The sequence below is a fragment of the Roseburia sp. OM02-15 genome, from assembly GCF_003481835.1.
GTDB classification, from domain to species: domain Bacteria; phylum Bacillota; class Clostridia; order Lachnospirales; family Lachnospiraceae; genus Eubacterium_I; species Eubacterium_I ramulus_A.
Window position 1 is genome coordinate 122,607 of record NZ_QULX01000002.1, and the last position, 23,050, is coordinate 145,656.

The window sequence follows — 23,050 nt, forward strand, 5'->3', positions numbered from 1 at the left end:
TTATAGAAGGAACAGGAGTGAACAGACATAGCAGGAGAGAGAAATTATCATTTTGATAATATAAAAGCTTTGTTGATTTTTCTGGTAGTATTCGGGCACATGATCAGTACCTTTGCGGATACGCCGGAAGTAGATGTTATTTATAAAATCATATTCAGTTTTCATATGCCGGCGTTCATATTTGTATCCGGTTATTTTGCGAAAGTTGATCCGAAGAAGATTTTATCCAGGATTTTTCCGCTGTACATCGTATTTCAGCTGCTTCGTTTTTTGCTGGATTTCATATTGGACAGCATTCAATGGGGACATCCGGTGAAAATCGATATGCAGTTTTTTACACCGCGCTGGACACTGTGGTATCTGGTGGCGATGATCATTTATCAGCTTTTGTTGCCGGTATTTGACACGAAAAATAAGCGGCACCGGGTGGCATATCTGCTTTTATCTATGATTCTTGGCATTGTGATCGGTTACAATCCAGATACGGAGAACTTTATGGCAATGTCCAGAATTATGAACTTTTTACCGTTTTTCCTGGCGGGATATTATGAAAAAGACGGTGGATTTTTCCTTCGATATGGGAAACAGAAAAATCCGAAAGAGGCAAAAATTGCAACAGCGTTTCTTGCAGTTGGAATTATTATGGGATTTATTCTGGTCAGCAGACTGAGCACAAGAAAGTTATTTTGGGGAACGGAAAGCTTTGATGGAGGTGTATATACCTGGTATACACGAATCCTGGCATGGATTATCGCCTTTTTGTGGATCTGGGTTTTGATCGTGTGGGTGCCGACCAGACGGATTCCGGTGATTGAAGTCATCGGAAAAAATACATTAAGTGTATATCTGCTACATACGATTGTAATTCTGATTCTGATGTATACGCCGTTTAATGATTGGATATTTAATAAGATTGGCTGGCAGCTGCTGATTTCGGTGGGACTGACACTGGGACTTTCCTGGAATGGATTTGAACGGTTGCTGCGAAAAATTGCGATTCCGTATTATGGAAATCAGAAGAAGTAAGTATAATTCTGTTAAAAAAGGAATTATGGAATATGATTCTACAGAAACGTGAGTTGTGTGTAATTACGAATTGTACTTCAGAATATATAGAAAAGAAAGATAAACAAACGAGCGAATCACTTGCAAATTAGGAGCATGAATATGCAATATCGATATGACAAAGAAAAAAATCCAGTATCCATGCTGGCTTATGGCTGCATGCGCTTTACAAAAGAAAATGGAAAAATCAATCTGGAAAAAGCAGAAGCTGAGATTCTGGAGGCCATGAAGCTTGGTGTCAACTATTTTGATACCGCATATATTTACAGCGGCAGTGAAGAGGCCATGGGAAAGATTTTTGAAAAAAATCACTGCCGGGAGCAGATTTACATTGCAGATAAATTGCCACATTATCTGATCAAATCTGCGGCAGGTTTGGAAAAGACGTTTCAGGAGCAGCTGCGCAGATTACGGACGACTTACATTGATTTTTACCTGATGCATATGCTGACCAATCTGGAAACATGGGAAAAACTAAAAGGTCTTGGCATCGAGGAATGGATCGCGAAGAAGAAAGCTTCCGGGGAGATTCACCGGATCGGATTTTCCTATCATGGCAATACCAAGGATTTCTGTGAGCTGGTGGATGCCTATGACTGGGATTTTTGTATGATCCAGTATAATTATCTGGATGAAAACAGTCAGGCGGGACGAAAAGGATTACAGTATGCTGCGGCAAAGGGACTTCCGGTGATGATCATGGAACCGCTGCGGGGCGGCAAGCTGGTGAATCTGCTGCCGGAAGAAGCAAAACAGAAGGTGGCAGCACATCCATCCGGACGCAGTGCAGCAGAGTGGGCATTTCGCTGGCTTTGGAACCAGCCGGAGGTGACAACGGTGCTTTCTGGTATGAATTCCATTGAGATGGTGCAGGAAAACTGTCGGATTGCGTCTGAAACGAAGGCGGGAGCTTTTACAGAGGAAGAGACAGCGTTTGTCAATGAGTTAAAGGATGCAATCAATCACAGTATGAAGGTAGGATGTACCGGTTGCGGTTATTGTATGCCATGTCCGAAAAATGTGGATATTCCGGGTACCTTCAGTTTTTACAATCTGATTTACAGCGAGAATAAAAAGACGGCGCGAAAGGGATATATGCAGTGTACAATTTTCCGACAGACACCGACCAGTGCTTCTCAGTGTGTGGGATGTGGAAAATGTGAGCAGCACTGCCCGCAGGGGATTCCAATTCGAAAGGAACTGAAGAATGCGTCAAAAGAATTGGAAAACGTGACGTATAAGCTGGCGGGGAAGGCAATTCGACTGTTGAAGTTGTGGTAACACTACAGGTGGATTAAAAATAAAGGCAGAAGATAGAAAGTTGGTGGGAACAATGGAAATTACGCGTTTTATGAACCCGAATCGAAAGAATGTTGAGACAAAGAGTTTTCTTCCAGCAGGAATTCGAATCCGGGATATTGATCAGCGCGTACTGAATACAGAAGAAAAATATATCGGTATTGTGGATGAAAATGGCGAAATGCTGGGAGCTATTCAGGTGGAGCGTCTGCGTTTTATTTATCAGTGGAATCAGACGCTGGATATGGCTCAGATTCTGGAGCATCTGAGTATTGGCGTGATTGCGGTGGACAAAGAAAGTCGGATTTTCTATGTAAATCCAGCTTATTCGGATATTTTGAATGTCGCGCCGGGAAAAATTATCGGTCGTTATATGAATCAGATTGAAAAAGATGCAGCTCTTTTGGAAGTATTGGAAACACAGAAGCCAAAACGTCGTGAAAAACAGTTGATTCAGTCAGTGCAGAAATATGTATCGGTAAATATGTTTCCATTGTATCAGCAGGGAGAGTTCATAGGGGCGTGTTCTCTGTTTACAGATATTACGGAGCTGAATCATCTGACCAGTGAGGTGCAGCGTATTTCTCAGGTGGCAGAAGAATACAATCAGGAGATCCGTGCCAGAGATTTTTTGAAAACGAATCATATTATCGGTGAGAGTGAAGTCTATCTGAACTGCATTCGAAAATCGATGATGGTGGCGTCTACAGATGCGTCAGTGTTGATTCGTGGCGAGAACGGAACTGGTAAAGAAGTCATCTGCAAGATCGTACAGGAAAACAGTGCCAGAAGGAATCAGCCATTTATTAAGGTAAATTGTGCGGCAATTCCGGAAGCCCTGATCGAAAGTGAATTGTTTGGTTATGAGGAAGGTTCTTTTACCGGGGCTAAAAAAGGTGGTCGCGCCGGAAAATTTGAGCTGGCTCATGGAGGAACGATTTTTCTGGATGAGATCGGCGATCTGCCGATGGCAATGCAGGCAAAGCTGTTGCGTGTACTTCAGGAAGGCGAGATTGAAAAAGTCGGTGGACAAAAAAGTGTGCCGATCGATGTGCGTGTGATTGCCGCGACAAATCAGCCGTTAGAGCAGATGATCGAGGATGGAACTTTTCGAATGGACCTGTATTTCCGTTTGAACGTTATTTCCATTGAGATACCGCCTCTCAGAAAACGTGGCAGTGATGTGATATTGCTGGCGAATGAATTTCTGGATACGTTTAATCACAAATATCAGAAAGAAAAACATATGAAAGAAAGTGCGTATCAGGCACTGATGAATTATAAATGGCCGGGAAATGTCCGAGAACTGCGAAATGTGGTGGAAAGTGCAGTGGTACTGACGATGTCGGATTCCATTGGTGCGGGAGATTTACCGGAGTATATTTCCGGTGTTGCTGCGGAAGAAAACGTGCAGCAGGATGCGCAGACGAAGGAACTTTCGATGCTGGAAGACGGCATGCATTTTGACAGTCTGAAGGAACAGGTGGAGGCTTACGAGAAACATGTGATCGCGGCGGCCTTGGAGAGATGTCAGGGGAATCGTAATGCAGTAATTCAGGAATTGAAAGTGTCAAGACGGACGTTTTACCGGAAACTGGCGGAGTATGGATTATCTTGAGCTGAAAGAATATGCATAAAAAACAGAATAGTGCCATAAATGGCATATATGCCAAATGTTGCACCCATATATAAAAATGAAAGTGCCAAAAATGACACTATACAAAAACGAACATAGTTTAGAAAGGGATATGATGGAATTGTCATGTTCCTTTTTTAATCCCAAAAACACGAAATGCGAATTGATTTTGCCTGTTTTTTAAAAAAACAAACATAAATGAGCATAAATCACATATTTGCCAGATATCACAACAAAACTGGCATCGGCTTTGCAATATAATAGGTCACAAACCTGCAGGAAGATAGAAAAGGAGAAGAACAGATGAAACTACCAAAAAAAGTGGAAGTAATGGATGTTACTTTAAGAGATGGTTTCCAGCATGAGGAAATGTTTGTACCGACAGAAGCAAAGCTCTGGATCGCAAACAAACTGATTGACGCGGGATTTACAAAGTTCGAAGTCGGAACCTTCAGTCATATCAAATATGTTCCGCAGTTTAAGGATATCGAGGCAGTATTAAAGGGACTGCCAAAGAATGAAAATGTAGAGTACACAGTACTGGCATTGAATACAAAAGCATGTGAGCGTACCGTTCAGGCACTGGAAGACGGAGCACAGATTGACCGCGTTTTATGCGGACAGCTTGCAACCAGTGAAGCATATGCAAGAAAAAATATGAATCGTACACACGAAGAGCTGTTTGCGGAAGCAGAAAAGAATGTAAAGTTTTTACATGATCATGGTGTTAAAAAAGTATTTGCAAACATCGGTACCATTTTCGGCTGTCCGATTCAGGGGGAAGTGCCGTTGGAAAAGGCATATGAATTCTGCGACAGATGTTTTGATATCGGATTTGATGAGATTGAGCATTCCGATCCGGATGGAATTGCAGATCCGGCGAAAGTATTTGAATATTTTTCCACTGTACTGGACAAATATCCGGATACGTCTGCACACAGTTTCCATGTACATGATATCAGAGGCATGGGCTTAACAGCCTACTATGTAGCAATGGAAGCCGGCGTGACAATGTTTGACTGTTCCATGGGTGGCATTGGTGGTCAGGTGGCAAATATCGTTGATAACGTTCCGGTAAAAGGAATCGGAGACTATTATTTTGACACACGCAGAACCGGTCTGGTAGAGACCTGTGATTTTGTGACAATGCTGAACCAGATGGGAATTGAGACTGGTATTGATGAGCAGAAATGTTATAAAATAGCAACGATGGTAGAACGTATTTTGGGAAGAGAATTAAGTTCATTTACAAGTTCCATTCGATAGTGTGTTTTGAGAAAGAGACAAGAAACAGCAAATCATTTATAAATTTTAGAAAATAGAGAGAAATACATCAGTAATTTGTATCGGTAAGGGTAAAGGAGAATAAGACAATGAAAACAAGTAAATATTCAGGATTTTTCAAATTATCAGTTGAGGACAGAATGAAAGAAGTTGCAGAGTTTGCAAATCTGACAGAAGAAGACCAGAAAGTGCTGCAGGATGCGGACAGTCTGGATATGGACAAGGCGGATCATATGATCGAGAATGTAATCGGACGTTTTGCACTTCCTCTTGGTGTGGCAATCAACTTCCAGATCAACGGCAAAGATTATGTTATCCCGATGGTTTCTGAGGAGCCTTCCGTAGTTGCAGCCTGCACAAACGCAGCAAAGATGGCACGCGTTGGCGGTGGATTTACGACACATTCTTCCGGAACAGTTATGATTTCCCAGATTCAGCTTCTGAATGTTCCGACACCATTTGCAGCAAAGAGCATGATTCTGGAGCACAAAGATGAGATTATCCAGAAGTGTAATGAGAAAGATCCGGTACTTGTGAAATTTGGCGGCGGAGCAAGAGACGTAGAAGTACGTGTCATTGATTCTATGGTTGGTCCGATGCTAATCGTTCATCTGCTGGTTGATACACTGGATGCAATGGGTGCAAATGCAGTTAATACAATGGCAGAAGCAGTCGCACCATACCTGGAAGAAATTACTGGTGGAACCGCAGAGCTTCGTATTTTATCCAACCTTGCAGATCACAGACTGGTAACAGCCCGTGCCGTATTCAAAAAAGAGGCAATCGGCGGCGAGGAAGTAGTAGATAAGATGTTGAACGCTTATGCATTTGCAGCAGCAGATCCATACCGTGCAGCAACACACAACAAAGGTATCATGAACGGAATTATCCCGGTTGTTATGGCAACAGGAAACGATACCCGTGCCATTGAGTCAGGCGCACATGCTTATGCAAGCAGAAATGGCAGATATACTTCCCTGACAACCTGGGAGAAAGATGCAAACGGCGATCTGGTTGGAACAATCGAAATGCCGATGGCAGTTGGATTAGTAGGTGGAGCGACAAAGATTCATCCGACCGCACAGGTAGCTGTAAAAATGCTTGGCGTTAAGACAGCAGCAGAACTGGGACAGATCATTGCAGCAGTTGGTCTGGCAAATAACATGGCAGCGATGAAAGCACTTGCGACAGAAGGCATCCAGAGAGGGCATATGTCACTGCATGCAAGAAATCTGGCTTCTACCGTAGGAGCAAAAGGCGAAGTTTTGGAAGCAATTGTAAAACAGATGGTTTCCGAGAAAAAAGTTCGTCTGGAATATGCACAGGAACTGTTTGAAAAATACAGCAAATAATATGTGACATATTGAAAATAAAACAAAAATACAGGAGGAGCGTATTTATGAATACTGAACCTGAGAAAAAAGAAAAAGTGTTGACGGAAGTATGGGGAGATACCGTTAATATCAAGGAATTGGCGATATCGATTATCTTAGGGGTTATTTTTACCATGTGTTTCTACCTGATCGGACGTAAGATCTTCATGAGTATGGGAACGATTGAAGAGAATCTTGCGAAAGGATATGCTCTTTTTATAGGGATTGCCGGCTGCTTTATTGCAGCCGTAATCTCTGCGAAATCCTTCCGACCGAAACGTCTTGTTGCGGAACTTGACAGTACGACAGATATTGCAGAAGTACTGGAATACGCACATATGACACCGGAAGAGGAAGGCGAGGCACTGACAAAGGTCGGACCGGATGTAATCAAAGAACTGGAAGATCTGGAACTGTACGGTCTGTTGGCACTGATTCCGGAAGGAGCAAACAATTACAAGCCGGAATACAGAGAACTGGCGGGAGGTCAGAGCAAAAAAGATGCATAGGAGGTAGACAACATGCTGATTATACAGGCAATTATTGTTTCAATTATCGGAGGAATCATCTTCTCCATTATCGGAATTATCCCTGGTACAGATGAGACAGCGACCATGGCACCAATTACCCTGATCCTTGTCTTAATGGGATTTGAACCGGTTGTTATTTTTGCATGGTTTATCGCAATTTTGGTTGCGATGCAGATCACACATACGATACCGACAGCGATGGCGGCTCTTCCGGGTTCCACCATGGCAGTACCCATGGTAGAAAACAGTAACATCGGTAAAAAACTTGGTATTCCGCATATTTCCATGCGAAAAATGTCCGCCGGATCCATGATCGGATCCCTGATCGGTTTACCGATCGCTATTCTGTTTGCACAGATTCTGGCACCATTAAGCGATATTATCACACAGTATAGCGGACTGATCTTTACCATTGCGGCATGCGTCATCGCATTTATGTCACAGGCGAAGATCGGAGCAGTGGTAGCACTGGTTCCGTTTGCGTTCCTGATTCAGGGATTGCAGAGAATTTCCACAGAAGCAGTAGGTAAGACATTATTTACATCTATTTTCATGGGAATTACCATTGGCCCGATGATCGCAGAAATCTTCAACATTATGATTCCTGCAAAACGTGCGGAGAATCGCAGGGAAAAACCGACAGAGATCTGGCTTGCACCGGATTCCAAAGAAAAAATGCCATTTTTCCCGAACCCATTTAAATTTTTTGGTAAATCATCCATAGGTTACGTTGCCGGCTGTTCTGCAATTTCAGCCTGCACATTTACATTTTCCCCGGTTGGTATGACGGTTATGCTGGGTGAGCTGGTAGCATCCAGAAAGAAAGAGTTATTTGACCGTGTCACCACAACCCTTGGTGTACAGGATGCGGTTTCCAATGCAACTTATCTGGGAGAACTTCTGATCCCGATGATCGCATTTGGTTTGCCGCTGAGTCCGGTGGCTTTAGGGCCGGCATCTCCGTTATTCAACCAGATTAATTTACATGATTATCTGACCATGTCAGATTACTTCATTTACGGATTTATCGGTATTATCTTCGGTTGTATGTTTGCATATCCGATGGCAATCAAAAAAGCCCGTAAGTGGTCTGAAAAGATGTTCCGTTCCATCAGTCATGAGGCACTGATCGGCGCATTTATGGGACTGGTTTGTATGCTGGCTTTCCATGAGGCAGGTTTATTTGGTATTATCACTGCACTGGTAATCGGTGTATTTGGTGGATTCTTAAACAACCATTATGGAATCCATACCGGTGTACAGTTTATGGCATATTATGCATCTGGCTGGATCGTAACTACACTGATCTCAGTTTGTGCACTGGCAATATAAAAATAATCAGGGCTATATGTGATGTGGAACATGTAGCTCTGACATAAAAATTGCCAGTAAAAAGAAGACGTATGAGGAGGCACACTATGATATTCGCATCAAAAAAGGAAAACACGTATCAGTATTTTGTAGATCTCATTGACCAGAACATTCATCTGTTTGGTGAGGCAGTAAGGGAAAAACTGGAGCTTGCAGAGCATGAAAAACTGACGGATGATGAATTTGTAGAATGCTATGTGGATGGCATGAGCCGTATGGTAGGACAGATTTATGAGAATGCCGGAGAAACATTGCGTGCGGATGCAAAGTGTTATGCCAGATTTTGCGATGCGATTAAGCACCCGGAGCGATATGGATTTCGTTTTCAAAATAAAAATATAACGATCGGAAAAGTATATCTGTGTTATATGTTAGGAAAAACAAGAAAAAGAGCCCCGAAAGCGGACTGTATCAAACTGGAGCGCTATGCAGTGCAGCTCATTGGAAAAGAGTGTCTGGAGTGCGGAATCGTACAGTAAATTGCATACCCATTAAAAAAAATAATCAATCGAGTATGGGAGGGGATTACAAAAAAGAATACGTGCTAGACAAAAAAGCTGTCCGTATCAGACGATGCGGGCAGTTTTTCAATTCCAAAAAGTGAAAAATATTAAACAAGAATGAAAAGCTGCCTGTATATCATTGGTTTATTGACACCCTTTCGCATTACTGATATTGTAACAACAAATAATAATACGACGAATGTGAAAGGAGGGAGAATATCGCAATGGAATATATTTTTATGCATCAGAACATACCTGTGGCAGAACTTGAAATGGATGAATCCGCAGGGCTGATTCAAAAAGTAAATCGGGTGTTTGCGCCAGAGCATTTGCCCACTGGCGTTTCTGTAAAAAAAGATGGAAGATTATACAGAAAAAAATAAAGAAGCATAATGTAATGTCATATAGAAAATGTCCGTGTCAAAAGATGCGGATATTTTTTGTAGTCTGTTTTAAAATTCATTGACTGACAGTCAATGAAAAGATATAATAAGTATAGTAAAGCGATCACAAGAGAGGAAATCATTATGAACAATCGCCAACTGGCAGCTTTGGAAACAAAACGAAAGTTGATGGAGGCAGCGCAAAAGCTGATCTGTGAAAAAGGATTAAATGACACTTCGGTGGAACAGATCACAGAAACTGCCGGTGTTTCCAAAGGCACTTTTTACACGTATTTTAAGAAAAAAGAAGATATCGTACTGGCACTCAGTCGAGGCATGTTCGGGGAAATTCTGGAACAGGCAAAGTCATTGGAAGGCACATTCTTAGAAAAACTGGAATTTTACATGGTGAATTTTTCCGGTTATATCGAGCAGGGAAGTGTGCAGATGGCACAGGAATGGGTGAAAAACGTGGTAAATCCCAATCTGGTGACGGATTCCTTTGACAAAAATAAGCTGCATGCAGATCTGAAAGACATGCAGGAATTATTTTTCTATGGTATAGAATGTGGATTGCTGAAAAAAGATTTTCCGGTGGAAGACTTTGCAAAAATGCTGGTGGATGTTCTGTATGGAGAAATGCTTTGTTGGTGTATGAGCGACGGTGCGTACAGTTTTAGGGAACGCACGCAGGAATATTGTAAAAACTATCTGATGATATTGATACAACCATATCTGATATAAAAATAAAAGCTGTTTCAATTTTATATAAAATTCATTATCTATTTGTATGAATTACAGTGATTCAGATATGTTTGTTATAGATGAAAGAGAAGCTTTGTGTATAAAAAATAGCAGGAGGAAAAGAGATTATGAGTTATTTAGGTGAAAACATTCGAAAACTTGGTTTTGGTCTGATGCGTCTGCCGCAGACAGACGGTGTCATTGATGTGGAGCAGACCAAAGAGATGGTAGACTTGTTTATGGATGCAGGATTTACTTATTTTGATACCGCATGGGCTTACGCAGGTTCCGAAGATGCCATCCGTCAGGCATTGGTAGAGCGTTATCCACGTGAAAGCTACCAGCTTGCGACAAAAAATGCGGCATGGATCAACTGTAAGACAAAAGAGGAAGCATATGCGCAGTTTGACACCTCTTTAAAACAGACCGGTGCAGGTTACTTTGATTTTTATCTGCTGCATAATCTGGGTGAGGCAAGAACCGAATATTTTGACAAATTTGATATGTGGAACTGGGTGGCTGAGAAAAAGGCAGCAGGTCTGATCAAACACGTAGGATTTTCTTTCCATTCCACACCGGAAGAGCTGGAAGCAATTTTAAAAGAACATCCGGAGATGGAATTTGTACAGCTTCAGATCAACTATGCAGACTGGGAGAACCCGGCCATTCAGTCCAGAGGCTGTTATGAAGTAGCAAGAAAATATGGCAAACCAGTCATCATCATGGAGCCTGTAAAGGGTGGTATGTTGGCAACTCCGCCGGAATCCGTAGTAAAAGTATTAAAAGATGCGGAACCGGAGTCATCTGTTGCGTCTTGGGCTGTTCGTTTTGCGGCAAACTTAGAAGGCGTTATCACCGTATTATCCGGTATGAGCAACATAGAGCAGATGAAAGATAACCTGTCCTATATGAAAGATTTTAATGAATTAAATGATGCTCAGCTGCAGACCTTAAAACAGGCGCAGGAAGAACTGAATAAAATTCCGTTGATTCCATGTACAACCTGTAATTACTGTGCAAAAGTCTGTCCGATGCAGATTGGTATTTCAGGTTCCTTCACAGCAATGAATTATTTGACTTTGTACGGCGATAAAGATATGGCGGTACATCAGGAAAACTGGCTGGTAGGTGGCCATGGACTGAAACGTGTAAATGAGTGTGTAAAATGTGGAAAATGCGAGGAAGCATGTCCGCAGCATATTCAGATTCGTGCAGAACTTGAGCGCGTAAGCGAAAATCTTCTGAAATAATTAAATAATAGATATAATTTAATGAAGGCGCGCCCGGTGCTTTTGTCTTGTCAGCTAACAATCGCTTTCCAAGAAAAAATCACCGGGCGCGCCGTTTACGTATATATAAAGTAATAGTAAATGCCAATACACTACAGATAGTGCACTATTGTATGCGAAACAATAGATGAAACAGTGTATCGTAGTTGCGTGTGTAAATTAAGTGGGAGTGCTTCATTTTTCTCAGCAGGCGATTATTAGCCGCGGAGAAAAATGAAGCACTCCCACTTTCTATACCCTAAAGTTTAGCCACAAAAGAAACTATTCTTTTACGCGTCCTGTTTCTGTGACTTTTTCAGATTTTTCTGCGCTGTAGACAGCATCAGTTTAATACGGTTCAACTGGTTTACTTCACTGGCACCCGGATCAAAGTCAATCGCCACGATATTGGACATCGGATACTGATGACGCAGCTCTTTGATAACACCTTTACCTACGATATGGTTCGGCAGGCAGGCAAACGGCTGACAGCATACAATGTTGTTGACGCCGGAATTGATCAGTTCCACCATCTCGCCGGTCAGGAACCATCCCTCACCGGTCTGGTTACCGTGAGATACAATGGATTCTGCATTTTTTGCAGTCTCGTAAATATTTGCCGGCGGTGTGAAATGCTTACTTTCTTCCAGTGCTTTATGCGCAACTCCACGCAGTTTTTCAATCGCCCAGATACCAAGATTTGATTTTGTCTTGGTAGATTTCTTAAATCCAAGGACGTCTGTCTTGAAGTTATTGTTGTAGAAGCAGTAGAGGAAGAAGTCCAGTAAATCAGGGATTACAGCCTCAGCACCTTCGGATTCCAGAAGATCTGCCAGATAGTTATTTGCCATCGGCATGAATTTTACAAGAATCTCCCCTACAATACCAACCTTTGGTTTCTGAATATCGAGTCTTGGCAGTACATCGAAATCATGTACCATTTCACGGCAGTATTGTTTATATTTTTTATGACGGATCAGCTTGTCTGTGGATACGAAATCAGTGATTTTCTGTACCCATTTCTTGTGCAGTTCATTTGTGGAACCCGGAACTGCTTCATACGGTCTAGTTGCGTAGATACAGCGCATCAGGATATCACCGAATACCAGACAGTACATACCTTTCTGGATCAGAGAAGCATTCAGCTTAAATCCCGGATTGGATTCAAGACTGCTCAGGTTTAGTGAAATAACCGGAATCTGCGGATATCCGGCCTTTTCCAGTGCACGACGGATGAATCCGACATAGTTGGAAGCACGACATCCGCCACCGGTCTGTGACATAATGATCGCCAGATGGTCGACATCGTATTTGCCGGAAGTTACGGCATCCATGAACATACCAACGGTGATCAGGGACGGATAACAAGCGTCGTTGTTTACATATTTTAATCCAGCGTCTACAGCAGCTTTGTTGTCATTTCCAAGAACAACTAAGTTGTAGCCGGAAGCCTTAAATGCAGGCTCTAACAGTTCAAAATGGATCGGAGCCATCTGCGGAGCAAGGATTGTATACGTCTTTCTCATTTCTTCTGTAAAGACGGCACGCTGGTAGCTGGAAGGAACAATCTTGCGCTCTTTCGGATTTTTCTCTCTGGTGCGGATGGCAGCGATGAGAGAACGGATACGGATACGTGCAGCGCCAAGGTTGTTTACCTCATCAATCTTCAGGCAGGTGTAAATCTTGCCGGAATGAGTCAGGATATCGCTGACCTGATCGGTGGTAACAGCATCCAGTCCACAACCGAAAGAATTCAACTGGATCAGATCCAAAAAGTCGGTCGTTTTTACATAATTTGCAGCTGCATACAGTCTGGAGTGGTACATCCACTGGTCAAGTACGATCAGCGGGCGTTCTACCTGATGCAGATGGGAGATGGAATCTTCGGTCAGAACTGCAAATCCGTAGGATGTAATCAGTTCCGGAATACCGTGGTTGATCTCCGGGTCAATATGATATGGACGGCCGGCAAGTACGATACCGCGGCGTTTGTTGTCTTTTAACCACTGGATGGTTTCTTCGCCTTTTTTGCGCATATCGTTACGGGCGTTTGCAAGTTCCTGCCATGCAACGTGTACAGCAGCTTTTACTTCAGAAGCCGGAATATCAAAATCTTCTTTCATGATTTCTTCGAGACGTTTTGTTAAAGTTTCCTCATCTGCGAATGACATGAATGGATTGTATAACTTTACTTTTCCGGATGTAATGTCATCTACGTTGTTTTTGATATTTTCTGCATAAGAAGTAACAATCGGGCAGTTGTAGTTGTTGCCTGCATCCGGGAACTCTTTACGTTCATAAGGAATACATGGGTAAAAGATGGAGTCGATGCCCTCTTTGATCAGCCATGTAATATGTCCGTGGGCAAGTTTTGCCGGATAACACTCGGACTCACTCGGAATGGACTCAATACCAAGTTCGTAAATCTTTCTGGTAGAAGCCGGAGAGAGTACGAGACGGAATTTCAGTGCTTTGAAAAATGTTGCCCAGAACGGATAGTTTTCGTAAATGTTCAGGACTCTTGGCATACCGAGAGTTCCGCGGGTTGCTTCTTCCTCACTCAGAGGTTCGTAGTCAAAGATACGATGCAGCTTATATTCAAACAGGTTTGGGATCTGTTCTTTGTTTTTCTCTTTACCGATACCTTTCTCACATCTGTTTCCGGTAATGTACTGACGGTTTCCGGAGAATTTGTTGATGGTGAGTAGGCAGTTGTTGGTACATCCGCCACAGCGGGCCAGTTTTGTTTCAAATTTCAGATCGTTGATCTGGTCAATGGACAGCATGGTTGTCTCTTTGCCTTCGTAACGGTCGCGGGCAATCAGTGCGGCACCGAATGCACCCATGATACCGGCAATGTCCGGGCGGATTGCTTTGCATCCGGAAATAGTCTCAAAGCTTCGCAGTACAGCGTCATTGTAGAAGGTACCACCCTGAACAACAATGTTCTGACCAAGTTCTGTCGGATCGGACAGCTTGATTACTTTAAATAATGCATTTTTGATAACAGAGTAAGCCAGACCTGCGGAAATATCAGCAACAGATGCGCCTTCTTTCTGTGCCTGTTTTACTTTGGAGTTCATAAAGACAGTACAACGTGTTCCAAGGTCGATCGGGTTTTTCGCAAATAATGCTTCTTTTGCGAAATCCTGTACGGAATAGTTCAGAGATTTTGCAAAAGTTTCGATGAAAGAACCACAACCGGAGGAACATGCCTCATTTAACTGTACGCTGTCAACGGTGTTATTTTTGATCTTGATACATTTCATATCCTGACCACCGATATCGAGGATACAGTCAACCTTCGGATCAAAGAAAGCAGCAGCGGTGTAGTGAGCAACGGTCTCTACTTCACCTTCATCCAGCATCAGAGCAGCTTTTACCAGTGCCTCGCCGTAACCGGTGGAGCAGGAAGATACGATGTGCGCATCTGCCGGAAGCTGTTCGTAAATCTCTTTGATAGCAATAATGGAAGTGGCCAGCGGGCTTCCGTTGTTGCTGCTGTAGAAGGAGTACAGCAAGGTACCATCTTCTGCAACCAGAGCAACTTTTGTTGTAGTGGAACCTGCATCAATTCCAAGATAGCAGTTACCACTGTATGTAGAAATATCGCCTTTTTTTACACATGCGCCATTGTGGCGAGCAGTGAATTCGTCGTAAGCGGCCTGATCTGCAAACAGCGGATCCATACGTTCTACTTCGAATTCCATGTGGATCTCACCTTTTAATTTGCCAAGAAGATCTTCTAAGGATACCTGATTTTCTTCCTTGTAATTTAAAGCAGAACCGATAGCTGCAAAAAGGTGGGAGTTTTCAGGAACAATTGTATGCTCCTCATCCAGTTTCAGTGTGCGGATAAATGCTTCTTTCAGTTCGGATAAGAAATGAAGCGGACCGCCAAGGAATGCAACGTGACCACGGATCGGTTTACCACAGGCAAGACCACTGATGGTCTGGTTTACGACTGCCTGAAAAATAGAAGCAGACAGGTCTTCACGGGTTGCCCCTTCGTTGATCAACGGCTGAATATCTGTTTTTGCAAATACACCACAACGGGCAGCAATCGGGTAGATTGCTTTATAATTTTTCGCATATTCGTTCAGACCGCTGGCATCTGTCTGGATCAGGGAAGCCATCTGGTCGATAAAGGAACCAGTACCGCCGGCACAGATACCGTTCATTCGCTGCTCAACATTGCCGCCTTCAAAATAAATGATCTTGGCATCCTCACCACCAAGCTCGATGGCTACGTCTGTCTGTGGAGCTGCGTCCTGCAGAGCGGTAGATACGGCGATAACCTCCTGTACGAAAGGTACACCGAGGTGTTTTGCCAGTGTCAGACCACCGGAACCGGTGATCATAGGACAGAGCTGGATCTGTCCGAGTTTTTCGTATGCTTTATGAAGCAGATCGGTGAGCGTTTCGCGGATATTTGCGAAGTGGCGCTCATAATCGGAAAAAACTAACGTATTCTGATCATCCAAAATTGCAATCTTTACCGTAGTTGATCCGATATCAATTCCAAGTTTGTGTAATTTTAAATTATCCATTTTACCACCTATATATGTTGATTGATTGTCTGAAATCGTTGATTTTCAGTAAAAACGGATTTCAGAAGTTTCATATTATATGTATAACACCTGTCAGATTACAAGCGAACTTCATTATACGACAGGAAATAGCAAAATACAATCTTTTTATAATATTTTAACAAATTGAGAATGGTTCCTATTTAAAACCCGAAACCAATAAAATAAGCGGTGCAATTTTAAGAAAAACGCATATTCTAAAAGAAAAAGGAAATCGTTATGAATCCTTATTTCGAATCCGAATATGGAGAATCCCGCATGATGCACGGCTGCCCGGGGCTGATTCATGTGGTAAAAGAGGGGGATACTTTATATAAAATTTCGCAGTATCATCATGTGAGTGTGACAGATATATTGCTGGCAAATCCGTATGTGAACGTATATAATCTGCAGATCGGAGACGAATTGTGCATTCCGGTTGGAAAAAAGATCATGCGGGATGAAGCATAAGTAGTAGATGTGTATGGTAGCAAGGTGCTCGATTTACCTGTCAGAGTGTGACGAAGTTTGTGTTGTCTGTATGTTCCAAGAACAAACAATGGGATGATGAAAAATGGCTGTGGCAGGTGAATCGGACACCAAAATTTCAAAGTTTGCCAAGTTGACAAAGTGATAGTCGCTCTATATAATCAAAAGATAGCCATCTTTTTCTCGCAAATATTTGTATGGAACGCTTGCGAAAGGCAAATGAATCAGCGAAAAAAGTGCTAAAAATAAAACGAAAGTAGGAAACAGCATGCATTTTTTGAATAAAATGGAACGCAAGTTTGGAAAATTTGCCATTCAGGGATTGATGAAATATATCATTCTCTTTTATGTGGCAGGCTACCTGATCAATATTCTTGCGCCGCAGGCGTATGGTTTTCTGACGCTGGAGCCGTTTATGATTTTCCATTACGGACAGGTTTGGCGACTGGTGTCCTGGGTATTGATTCCACCACCAACCGGAAATATTATTTTTATGCTGATCATGGTTGTGCTTTATTATCAGCTTGGTACTGCGCTGGAGCGCACCTGGGGCGCATTTCGATTTAATGTTTACATTTTTGGCGGAATGATTTTTACGGTGCTTGGAGCATTACTTTTGTATGTGATCTATGGCGTAAATACACCGATACCAATGGGATCCAGCTTCAGCACATATTACATTAACATGACAATTTTCCTCGCATTTGCGATGTGTTATCCGGATATGCGAATCATGCTCTGGTTCATTATCCCGATTAAAATGAAATGGATGGCAGGTTTTTATGCAGCACTGATCATTTACAGTATGATTATCTCAAGCTGGGGAGGCAGAGTTGCTATTATCGCATCTATTCTGAATTTCCTGATTTTCTTTTTCAGTACACGCAACTATCGCAGTGTATCGCCAAAAGAAGTACACAGGAAGCGGACGTATCACCGTCAGGTACAGCAACCGAAAGGTGTCACACGCCACAAATGTGCGATTTGTGGACGGACGGAACTGGATGATCCGAATCTGGAGTTCCGTTTTTGTTCCAAATGCAATGGAAATTATGAATATTGTCAGGATCATCTGTTTACCCATGAACATGTAAAATAATAGATGCATTTCATTTCCTGGTAAAAATACTAAATGAAATGCTAGCTTAAGTAGTTTAAGGGCAGTTTTGTGGGAATTATGACAGATAAGATTCTTACTTAAAATACAGGAGAGAGAGGTTTGATTATGGAAAATGAAGCAATTTCCAGAAATTTTATTGAGCAGATTATTGACAAGGACATAGAGGAGGGCAGATGTGAGACCGTATGTACCCGTTTTCCACCGGAACCGAACGGATATCTTCACATCGGACATGCAAAATCTATCCTTTTAAACTATGGACTTGCTCAGGAATATCATGGAAAATTCAACATGCGTTTTGATGATACCAACCCGACAAAAGAAAAAGTAGAGTTTGTTGAGTCCATCAAAGCAGATATTGAGTGGCTTGGCGCTGACTGGGAGGACAGACTGTTCTTTGCATCCGATTATTTTGACCAGATGTATGAAGCTGCCGTAAAACTCATCAAAAAAGGAAAAGCGTTCGTCTGCGATCTGTCTGCAGAGGAGATCCGTGAGTACCGCGGAACTCTGACAGAGCCGGGTAAAAACAGCCCATACCGTGACCGTAGTGTAGAAGAAAACCTGGAATTATTTGAAAATATGAAAAATGGCATGTATCAGGATGGCGAGAAAGTATTACGTGCAAAAATCGATATGGCTTCCCCGAACATCAACATGCGTGATCCGGTCATCTATCGTGTAGCTCATATGACACATCATCGTACCGGAGACAAATGGTGCATTTATCCGATGTATGACTTCGCTCATCCAATCGAGGATGCCATTGAGGGTGTTACCCATTCTATCTGTACACTGGAGTTTGAAGATCACCGTCCTCTGTATGACTGGGTAGTAAGAGAGCTGGAGTATCCGCATCCACCAAAACAGATCGAGTTTGCAAAACTGTATCTGACTAACGTGGTAACCGGAAAACGTTACATCAAGAAATTGGTTGAAGATGGCATTGTAGACGGATGGGATGATCCGCGTCTGGTTTCCATTGCAGCACTGAGAAGAAGAGGATTTACACCATCCTCTATCAAAAAGTTCGTAGAGCTGTGCGGTATTTCAAAGAGCAACAGTTCTGTGGATTATGCAATGCTTGAGTACTGTATCCGTGAGGATCTGAAATTAAAAGCTTCCCGTGCTATGGCAGTACTTGATCCGATCAAACTGGTAATTGATAACTATCCGGAAGGGCAGACCGAGGAACTGGAAGTAGATAACAACATGGAAAATCCGGAGCTTGGCAAACGTGTCGTTCCGTTTGGCCGTGAGGTTTATATTGAGCGTGAGGACTTCATGGAAGAACCACCGAAAAAATATCGTCGTTTGTATCCGGGCAACGAAGTTCGTCTGATGAACGCATATTTTGTAACCTGTACTGGATTTGAGAAAGACGAAGATGGAAAAGTAACCGTAGTACATTGTACTTATGATCCGGAGAGCCGCGGAGGAAACAGCCCGGACGGAAGAAAAGTACGTGGAACTATCCACTGGGTATCAGCAGCAGATGCAGTGAAAGCACAGGTTCGTCTGTATGAGAATATCATTGACGAGGAGAAAGGTGTATACAATGAGGACGGAAGTCTGAATCTGAACCCGAATTCTCTCACTGTACTGGATAACTGCTATGTGGAGCCATCTTTACTGAAAGCAGAAAAATACGACAGCTTCCAGTTTGTAAGAAATGGTTTCTTCTGTGTAGATGCAAAAGATTCTACATCGGAGCATCCGGTATTCAATCGTATCGTATCCTTAAAGAGCTCATACAAACTGCCGACACAGGCTTAGGAGAAAATGAAAGAATTAGCGATTACGCTTGATACAGAAAAAAAACAGCCTTTATATGAACAAATTTATGAAGCCCTGCGGGAAGCAATCTTGCAGGGCCGTATTTTACAGGGGGAAAAACTGCCTTCTACCCGGTTTGAGGCGGATTATCTGCAGGTGAGCCGCAGTACTGTAGAGCTTGCTTATGATCAGTTAGTTTCCGAGGGTTATATACATGCCGAACCATATCGCGGTTATTTTGCCTGTGATGTGCGGGAACTGTATGATCTGACGGATATTCATACAGCAGATACACAGAGCCAGAGTATATTGACAGAAATCAGATCTGAAATAGCCGCTGAGAAGGATCAAAAGGAAACCTATCGGATTGATTTTTCACTGAATGCGTTGGCATTGGAGAGTTTTCCCTATAATGGCTTAAGTAAAATTATGAAAAATCTGCTTCTGGACGAAGGGGAACAGATCATGAGCAGCGGAAGTGCTTTCGGAGAGGCAAATCTCAAAGAGACCATCTGTGACTATCTGTTTCATGCGCGAAACGTCCGGTGTGTGCCGGAACAGATCGTGATCGGAGCCGGAAATGAATATTTGCAGCTTTTACTGGCGCAGATGCTTGGAAAAGAACATTGTGTAGCAATGGAATCTCCTACATATCTGAGGGCATACAAAACTTTCCGGAATATTGGTTTCCCGGTGCAGGAAGTAGCATTGGATGAGTCCGGAATGCGGGTGGATCTGTTGCGGGAAACAGATGCCAGCATTGCCTATGTGATGCCATCGCATCAGTTCCCACTTGGAATCGTCATGCCGATGAAACGCAGACTGGAACTGTTAAACTGGGCGATGGAAGAACCGGAACGCTATATTATCGAAGATGATTATGACAGTGAGTTCCGCTATAAGGGAAAACCGATTCCGGCTTTGCAGGGGATTGATCGTTTTGGACGTGTGATCTATCTGGGAACCTTTTCCAAAAGTGTGGCACCTTCTACCCGTATCAGTTATATGGTGCTTCCAAAACAGTTGTTATCCAGATTTCGGGAATGTTGCGGATTTTATGCCTGTACCGTGCCGAATCTGATGCAGCAGGCAATCTGTCAGTTTATGAAAGCGGGATATTTTGAAAAAAATCTCAACCGTATGCGTGCGATTTATAAGGCAAAACATGATTTTATGCTGGCAGAATTGCGTAAGTATCCATGGGTGTTAAATATCATGGGGGAAAACTCCGGCTTGCATCTGTTAGTGGAAGTTGGCACGACACTGACAGAGCAGGGTGTGATTCAGAAATGCGCAGAGCAGAAAATTCGTGTGTACGGATTGTCAGAGTATTACATCAGTCAGAATCCGAAGCGGGAGTATCCGATTTTGCTTCTGGGATATGGCGGGCTGACAGAGGAACAGATTGCAGATGGATTGCAGATGATTGATGGGGTTTTGGCGGAAATGGCGTGTCAGACTCTGTGAATCTATGGAATGCAAGTTTGGGTAAAAAATGAATAAGTAAAGGAAAGCAGCTCTTATGTCGCGTGACATAGGAGCTGTTTTTCTATGCTTAAATTGAGAAAATTTTAAAAAAATTTTCAGAGTACATAAAGAATACAGATTGATTTTATATAATAAAAACAAGAAAGAAAGACATGAAACAGAAGTGTAGAGTGCAGTGATTCCGAGAAGAATATGTCAGCTTACGCTGACCAGAATCACACGCCAAGTCTCACGTGAGTTCGACTTGAATAATGTATACGGAGAGTCACTTATCAAAAAATATATCTGAACGGAAAATTTGGGGGTGAGATGTTATAATGCGAAACATACGGATAGAAGTACAGAAAATTTTACATTTGCCATATTTATTACTTGGTGTGGCAGGAATTATTGCTTTGTGTCTGACTGCAACGGGAGACATGAACGTTGGCGGCAGTCAGATATCTATTTTTTCATTGCTGATAAGACCAGAAGTCACTAACACTCCGCATACTGCATTTGAATTGTGGCGGGCAGGCATCGGAGGCTGGCTGACCGTATTTGCACCGATGCTTCTGACATTGGGATATATGATCTCACTGTCCGGGGAAAGGCAGAATGGTCAGATCCGATTTGCGCTGATGAGATCCGGAAAATTGCGATATTGTATTTCCAAGGTTTGCGGTGGAGCGTTGGCTGGAGGAATTATTTTCCTGATCGGTTATGCGGTGTTCGGGTTGCTTATGGTGATTCGTTTTCCATCGTTAAATACGCTGCCAGTGAAAGAACAGGAGTTTTATCTGATGGGAAGCACGCTTGCGGCGGAAGTTGTGAAACGTCTGATTGGAGCATTCCTTTATGGTATGATGGGCAGCCTGTTTGGAATTGGTGTGGCAATTGCTTTTCGGGATAAATACATGCTGATCTGTTTGCCGTTTATGATCAATTATATTTATCAGCAGGTACTTGGAAAACTGGCGTCAGATTGTATGGTGGCAGAAAAATATGAAAAAGTTACATGGATCGAGGCTGTGAGACCAGAATCGATTATGAATATATCGAGAAGTGTGACCTGGTTGATTCCGTTTGTGGTGATGTTGGTCATTTATCTAGTATTAATTGATGTATTTTATCTCAGTATGAAGTTAAGTACAGTTCAGTGATGGAATATTTGTAAAAATACAATGTGATTTGAGGTGAATTTATCTCAGTCGAGAAGACTCCCACTTCTGCAAGTGGTGAGTAATAACAAGTCTTTCTCAGTGGGAGTACAATCTCCGACTGAGATAAACGCTCCACGGGGGCGCACATTGTCTGGGAGACAATGGGTTTGCGCCGACCGGAACGAAGTGTAGATGTGCAGTGATTCTGAGAAGAATATGTCAGCTTTCGCTGACCAGAATCACGCACCAAGTCTCACGTGCGTTCGACTTGAATTTTGATATAAATAGTTTCCAGCGAGGATGAACAGGAATTAGTAAATGCAAAAAAATAAAATGATTTGGGGAGGAGCAAAAACGATGATCGAGGTTAAAAATATTTCTCTGGCTTTGAATAAACGACAGATTTTAAACAACGTTTCACTGACCTTAAAGGAAGGCAACATTTATGGTCTGGTAGGAAATAACGGCAGCGGAAAAACAATGCTGATGAAGTGCATGTGTGGATTTATCCGCCCAACGGAAGGTACGGTGGAATCCAACGGAAAAGTGATCGGACGGGATGTGGATTATTTACCGGATGCTGGAGTGATCATCGAAACACCGGGATTTATTCCCTATTACAGCGGCTTTCAGAACTTGAAAGTGCTTGCCGGAATCAAAAACAAGATTTCTGCAAAGGAAATCCGGGAAGCAATACAGACAGTCGGGCTGGATCCGGATCTGAAACTTCCGGTGAAAAAATACAGTCTTGGAATGCGGCAGAGACTGGGACTGGCGCAGGCAATCATGGAAAATCCGTCGGTATTGATCCTGGACGAGCCGATGAACGGATTGGATAAGAACGGGGTGGAAGAAATTCGAAAGCTGTTGCTATTCATGAAAGATGAGCGCAAGATCATTGTGATTGCCAGTCACAATGCAGAAGACATTCGTGTACTTTGTGATGAAGTACATGAGATGGAACAGGGAGAGTTAATTTAAGCATATGTTGATTCAGAGAGAATAACGTAA

At 42.7% G+C, this 23,050-nt stretch carries 18 protein-coding genes; 17 read left to right on the forward strand and 1 reads right to left on the reverse strand.

Annotation, left to right across the window (positions count from 1 at the left end; translation table 11 throughout):
* The first annotated feature begins 27 nt into the window (after nucleotides 1–27).
* From DXB15_RS02710 to DXB15_RS02755, 11 genes are all read left to right on the forward strand, one after another.
* Nucleotides 28–1,026, forward strand: coding sequence for an acyltransferase family protein (locus DXB15_RS02710; RefSeq protein WP_118701948.1), 999 nt, complete (start codon nucleotides 28–30; stop codon nucleotides 1,024–1,026).
* 141 nt (nucleotides 1,027–1,167) lie between these two features.
* Nucleotides 1,168–2,346 carry an aldo/keto reductase gene (locus DXB15_RS02715; RefSeq protein ID WP_118701949.1) on the forward strand — a complete coding sequence of 393 codons (1,179 nt, stop codon included), beginning with the start codon at nucleotides 1,168–1,170 and terminating at the stop codon, nucleotides 2,344–2,346.
* Between the two features lie 52 nt (nucleotides 2,347–2,398).
* The gene (locus tag DXB15_RS02720) at nucleotides 2,399–3,982 is read left to right on the forward strand and encodes a sigma-54 interaction domain-containing protein (RefSeq protein ID WP_146190170.1); all 1,584 of its coding nucleotides are present in this window, start codon (nucleotides 2,399–2,401) and stop codon (nucleotides 3,980–3,982) included.
* A 321-nt stretch (nucleotides 3,983–4,303) separates the two neighbouring features.
* The gene (locus DXB15_RS02725; protein WP_118701950.1) at nucleotides 4,304–5,266 is read left to right on the forward strand and encodes a hydroxymethylglutaryl-CoA lyase; all 963 of its coding nucleotides are present in this window, start codon (nucleotides 4,304–4,306) and stop codon (nucleotides 5,264–5,266) included.
* A 107-nt stretch (nucleotides 5,267–5,373) separates the two neighbouring features.
* Nucleotides 5,374–6,636: a hydroxymethylglutaryl-CoA reductase, degradative gene (locus DXB15_RS02730; RefSeq protein ID WP_118701951.1), complete on the forward strand. Its 1,263-nt coding sequence runs from the start codon at nucleotides 5,374–5,376 to the stop codon at nucleotides 6,634–6,636.
* Between the two features lie 47 nt (nucleotides 6,637–6,683).
* On the forward strand, nucleotides 6,684–7,166 hold the full coding sequence (locus DXB15_RS02735) for a hypothetical protein (RefSeq protein ID WP_118701952.1): 483 nt from the start codon (nucleotides 6,684–6,686) through the stop codon (nucleotides 7,164–7,166).
* Nucleotides 7,167–7,178: 12 nt separating this feature from the next.
* Nucleotides 7,179–8,519 (forward strand): tripartite tricarboxylate transporter permease, encoded by a 1,341-nt coding sequence (locus tag DXB15_RS02740; protein WP_055288980.1) that lies wholly within the window; start codon nucleotides 7,179–7,181, stop codon nucleotides 8,517–8,519.
* 86 nt (nucleotides 8,520–8,605) lie between these two features.
* Complete coding sequence (locus DXB15_RS02745) at nucleotides 8,606–9,037, forward strand: hypothetical protein (protein ID WP_109214679.1); 432 nt, start codon at nucleotides 8,606–8,608, stop codon at nucleotides 9,035–9,037.
* Between the two features lie 248 nt (nucleotides 9,038–9,285).
* Entirely contained in the window at nucleotides 9,286–9,444 is a 159-nt protein-coding gene (locus DXB15_RS16875; protein ID WP_158582181.1) for a hypothetical protein, read from the forward strand.
* Between the two features lie 144 nt (nucleotides 9,445–9,588).
* Nucleotides 9,589–10,188 (forward strand): TetR/AcrR family transcriptional regulator, encoded by a 600-nt coding sequence (locus tag DXB15_RS02750; protein WP_199670973.1) that lies wholly within the window; start codon nucleotides 9,589–9,591, stop codon nucleotides 10,186–10,188.
* A 128-nt stretch (nucleotides 10,189–10,316) separates the two neighbouring features.
* Nucleotides 10,317–11,438: an aldo/keto reductase gene (locus tag DXB15_RS02755; protein ID WP_109214680.1), complete on the forward strand. Its 1,122-nt coding sequence runs from the start codon at nucleotides 10,317–10,319 to the stop codon at nucleotides 11,436–11,438.
* A gap of 308 nt (nucleotides 11,439–11,746) precedes the next feature.
* Here the strand turns inward: DXB15_RS02755 and DXB15_RS02760 are convergent, their stop codons facing one another.
* Entirely contained in the window at nucleotides 11,747–16,006 is a 4,260-nt protein-coding gene (locus tag DXB15_RS02760) for a 2-hydroxyacyl-CoA dehydratase (protein ID WP_118701953.1), read from the reverse strand.
* A 258-nt stretch (nucleotides 16,007–16,264) separates the two neighbouring features.
* On the opposite strand from DXB15_RS02760, the gene DXB15_RS02765 reads away from it, so the two are divergent.
* The 6 genes from DXB15_RS02765 to DXB15_RS02790 all read left to right on the forward strand — a co-directional run bounded on the left by DXB15_RS02765 (nucleotide 16,265) and on the right by DXB15_RS02790 (nucleotide 23,020).
* The gene (locus DXB15_RS02765; protein WP_109214682.1) at nucleotides 16,265–16,495 is read left to right on the forward strand and encodes a LysM peptidoglycan-binding domain-containing protein; all 231 of its coding nucleotides are present in this window, start codon (nucleotides 16,265–16,267) and stop codon (nucleotides 16,493–16,495) included.
* 286 nt (nucleotides 16,496–16,781) lie between these two features.
* Complete coding sequence (locus tag DXB15_RS02770; RefSeq protein WP_118701954.1) at nucleotides 16,782–17,612, forward strand: rhomboid family intramembrane serine protease; 831 nt, start codon at nucleotides 16,782–16,784, stop codon at nucleotides 17,610–17,612.
* Between the two features lie 126 nt (nucleotides 17,613–17,738).
* Nucleotides 17,739–19,409 (forward strand): glutamine--tRNA ligase/YqeY domain fusion protein, encoded by a 1,671-nt coding sequence (locus DXB15_RS02775; protein WP_109214684.1) that lies wholly within the window; start codon nucleotides 17,739–17,741, stop codon nucleotides 19,407–19,409.
* A 6-nt stretch (nucleotides 19,410–19,415) separates the two neighbouring features.
* A complete protein-coding gene (gene pdxR / locus DXB15_RS02780) occupies nucleotides 19,416–20,876 on the forward strand; it encodes a MocR-like pyridoxine biosynthesis transcription factor PdxR (protein WP_118701955.1) in 1,461 nt (486 codons plus the stop codon).
* 338 nt (nucleotides 20,877–21,214) lie between these two features.
* On the forward strand, nucleotides 21,215–22,039 hold the full coding sequence (locus tag DXB15_RS02785; RefSeq protein ID WP_118701956.1) for a hypothetical protein: 825 nt from the start codon (nucleotides 21,215–21,217) through the stop codon (nucleotides 22,037–22,039).
* A gap of 357 nt (nucleotides 22,040–22,396) precedes the next feature.
* Nucleotides 22,397–23,020 (forward strand): ABC transporter ATP-binding protein, encoded by a 624-nt coding sequence (locus tag DXB15_RS02790; protein ID WP_109214691.1) that lies wholly within the window; start codon nucleotides 22,397–22,399, stop codon nucleotides 23,018–23,020.
* Nucleotides 23,021–23,050: the final 30 nt, after the last annotated feature.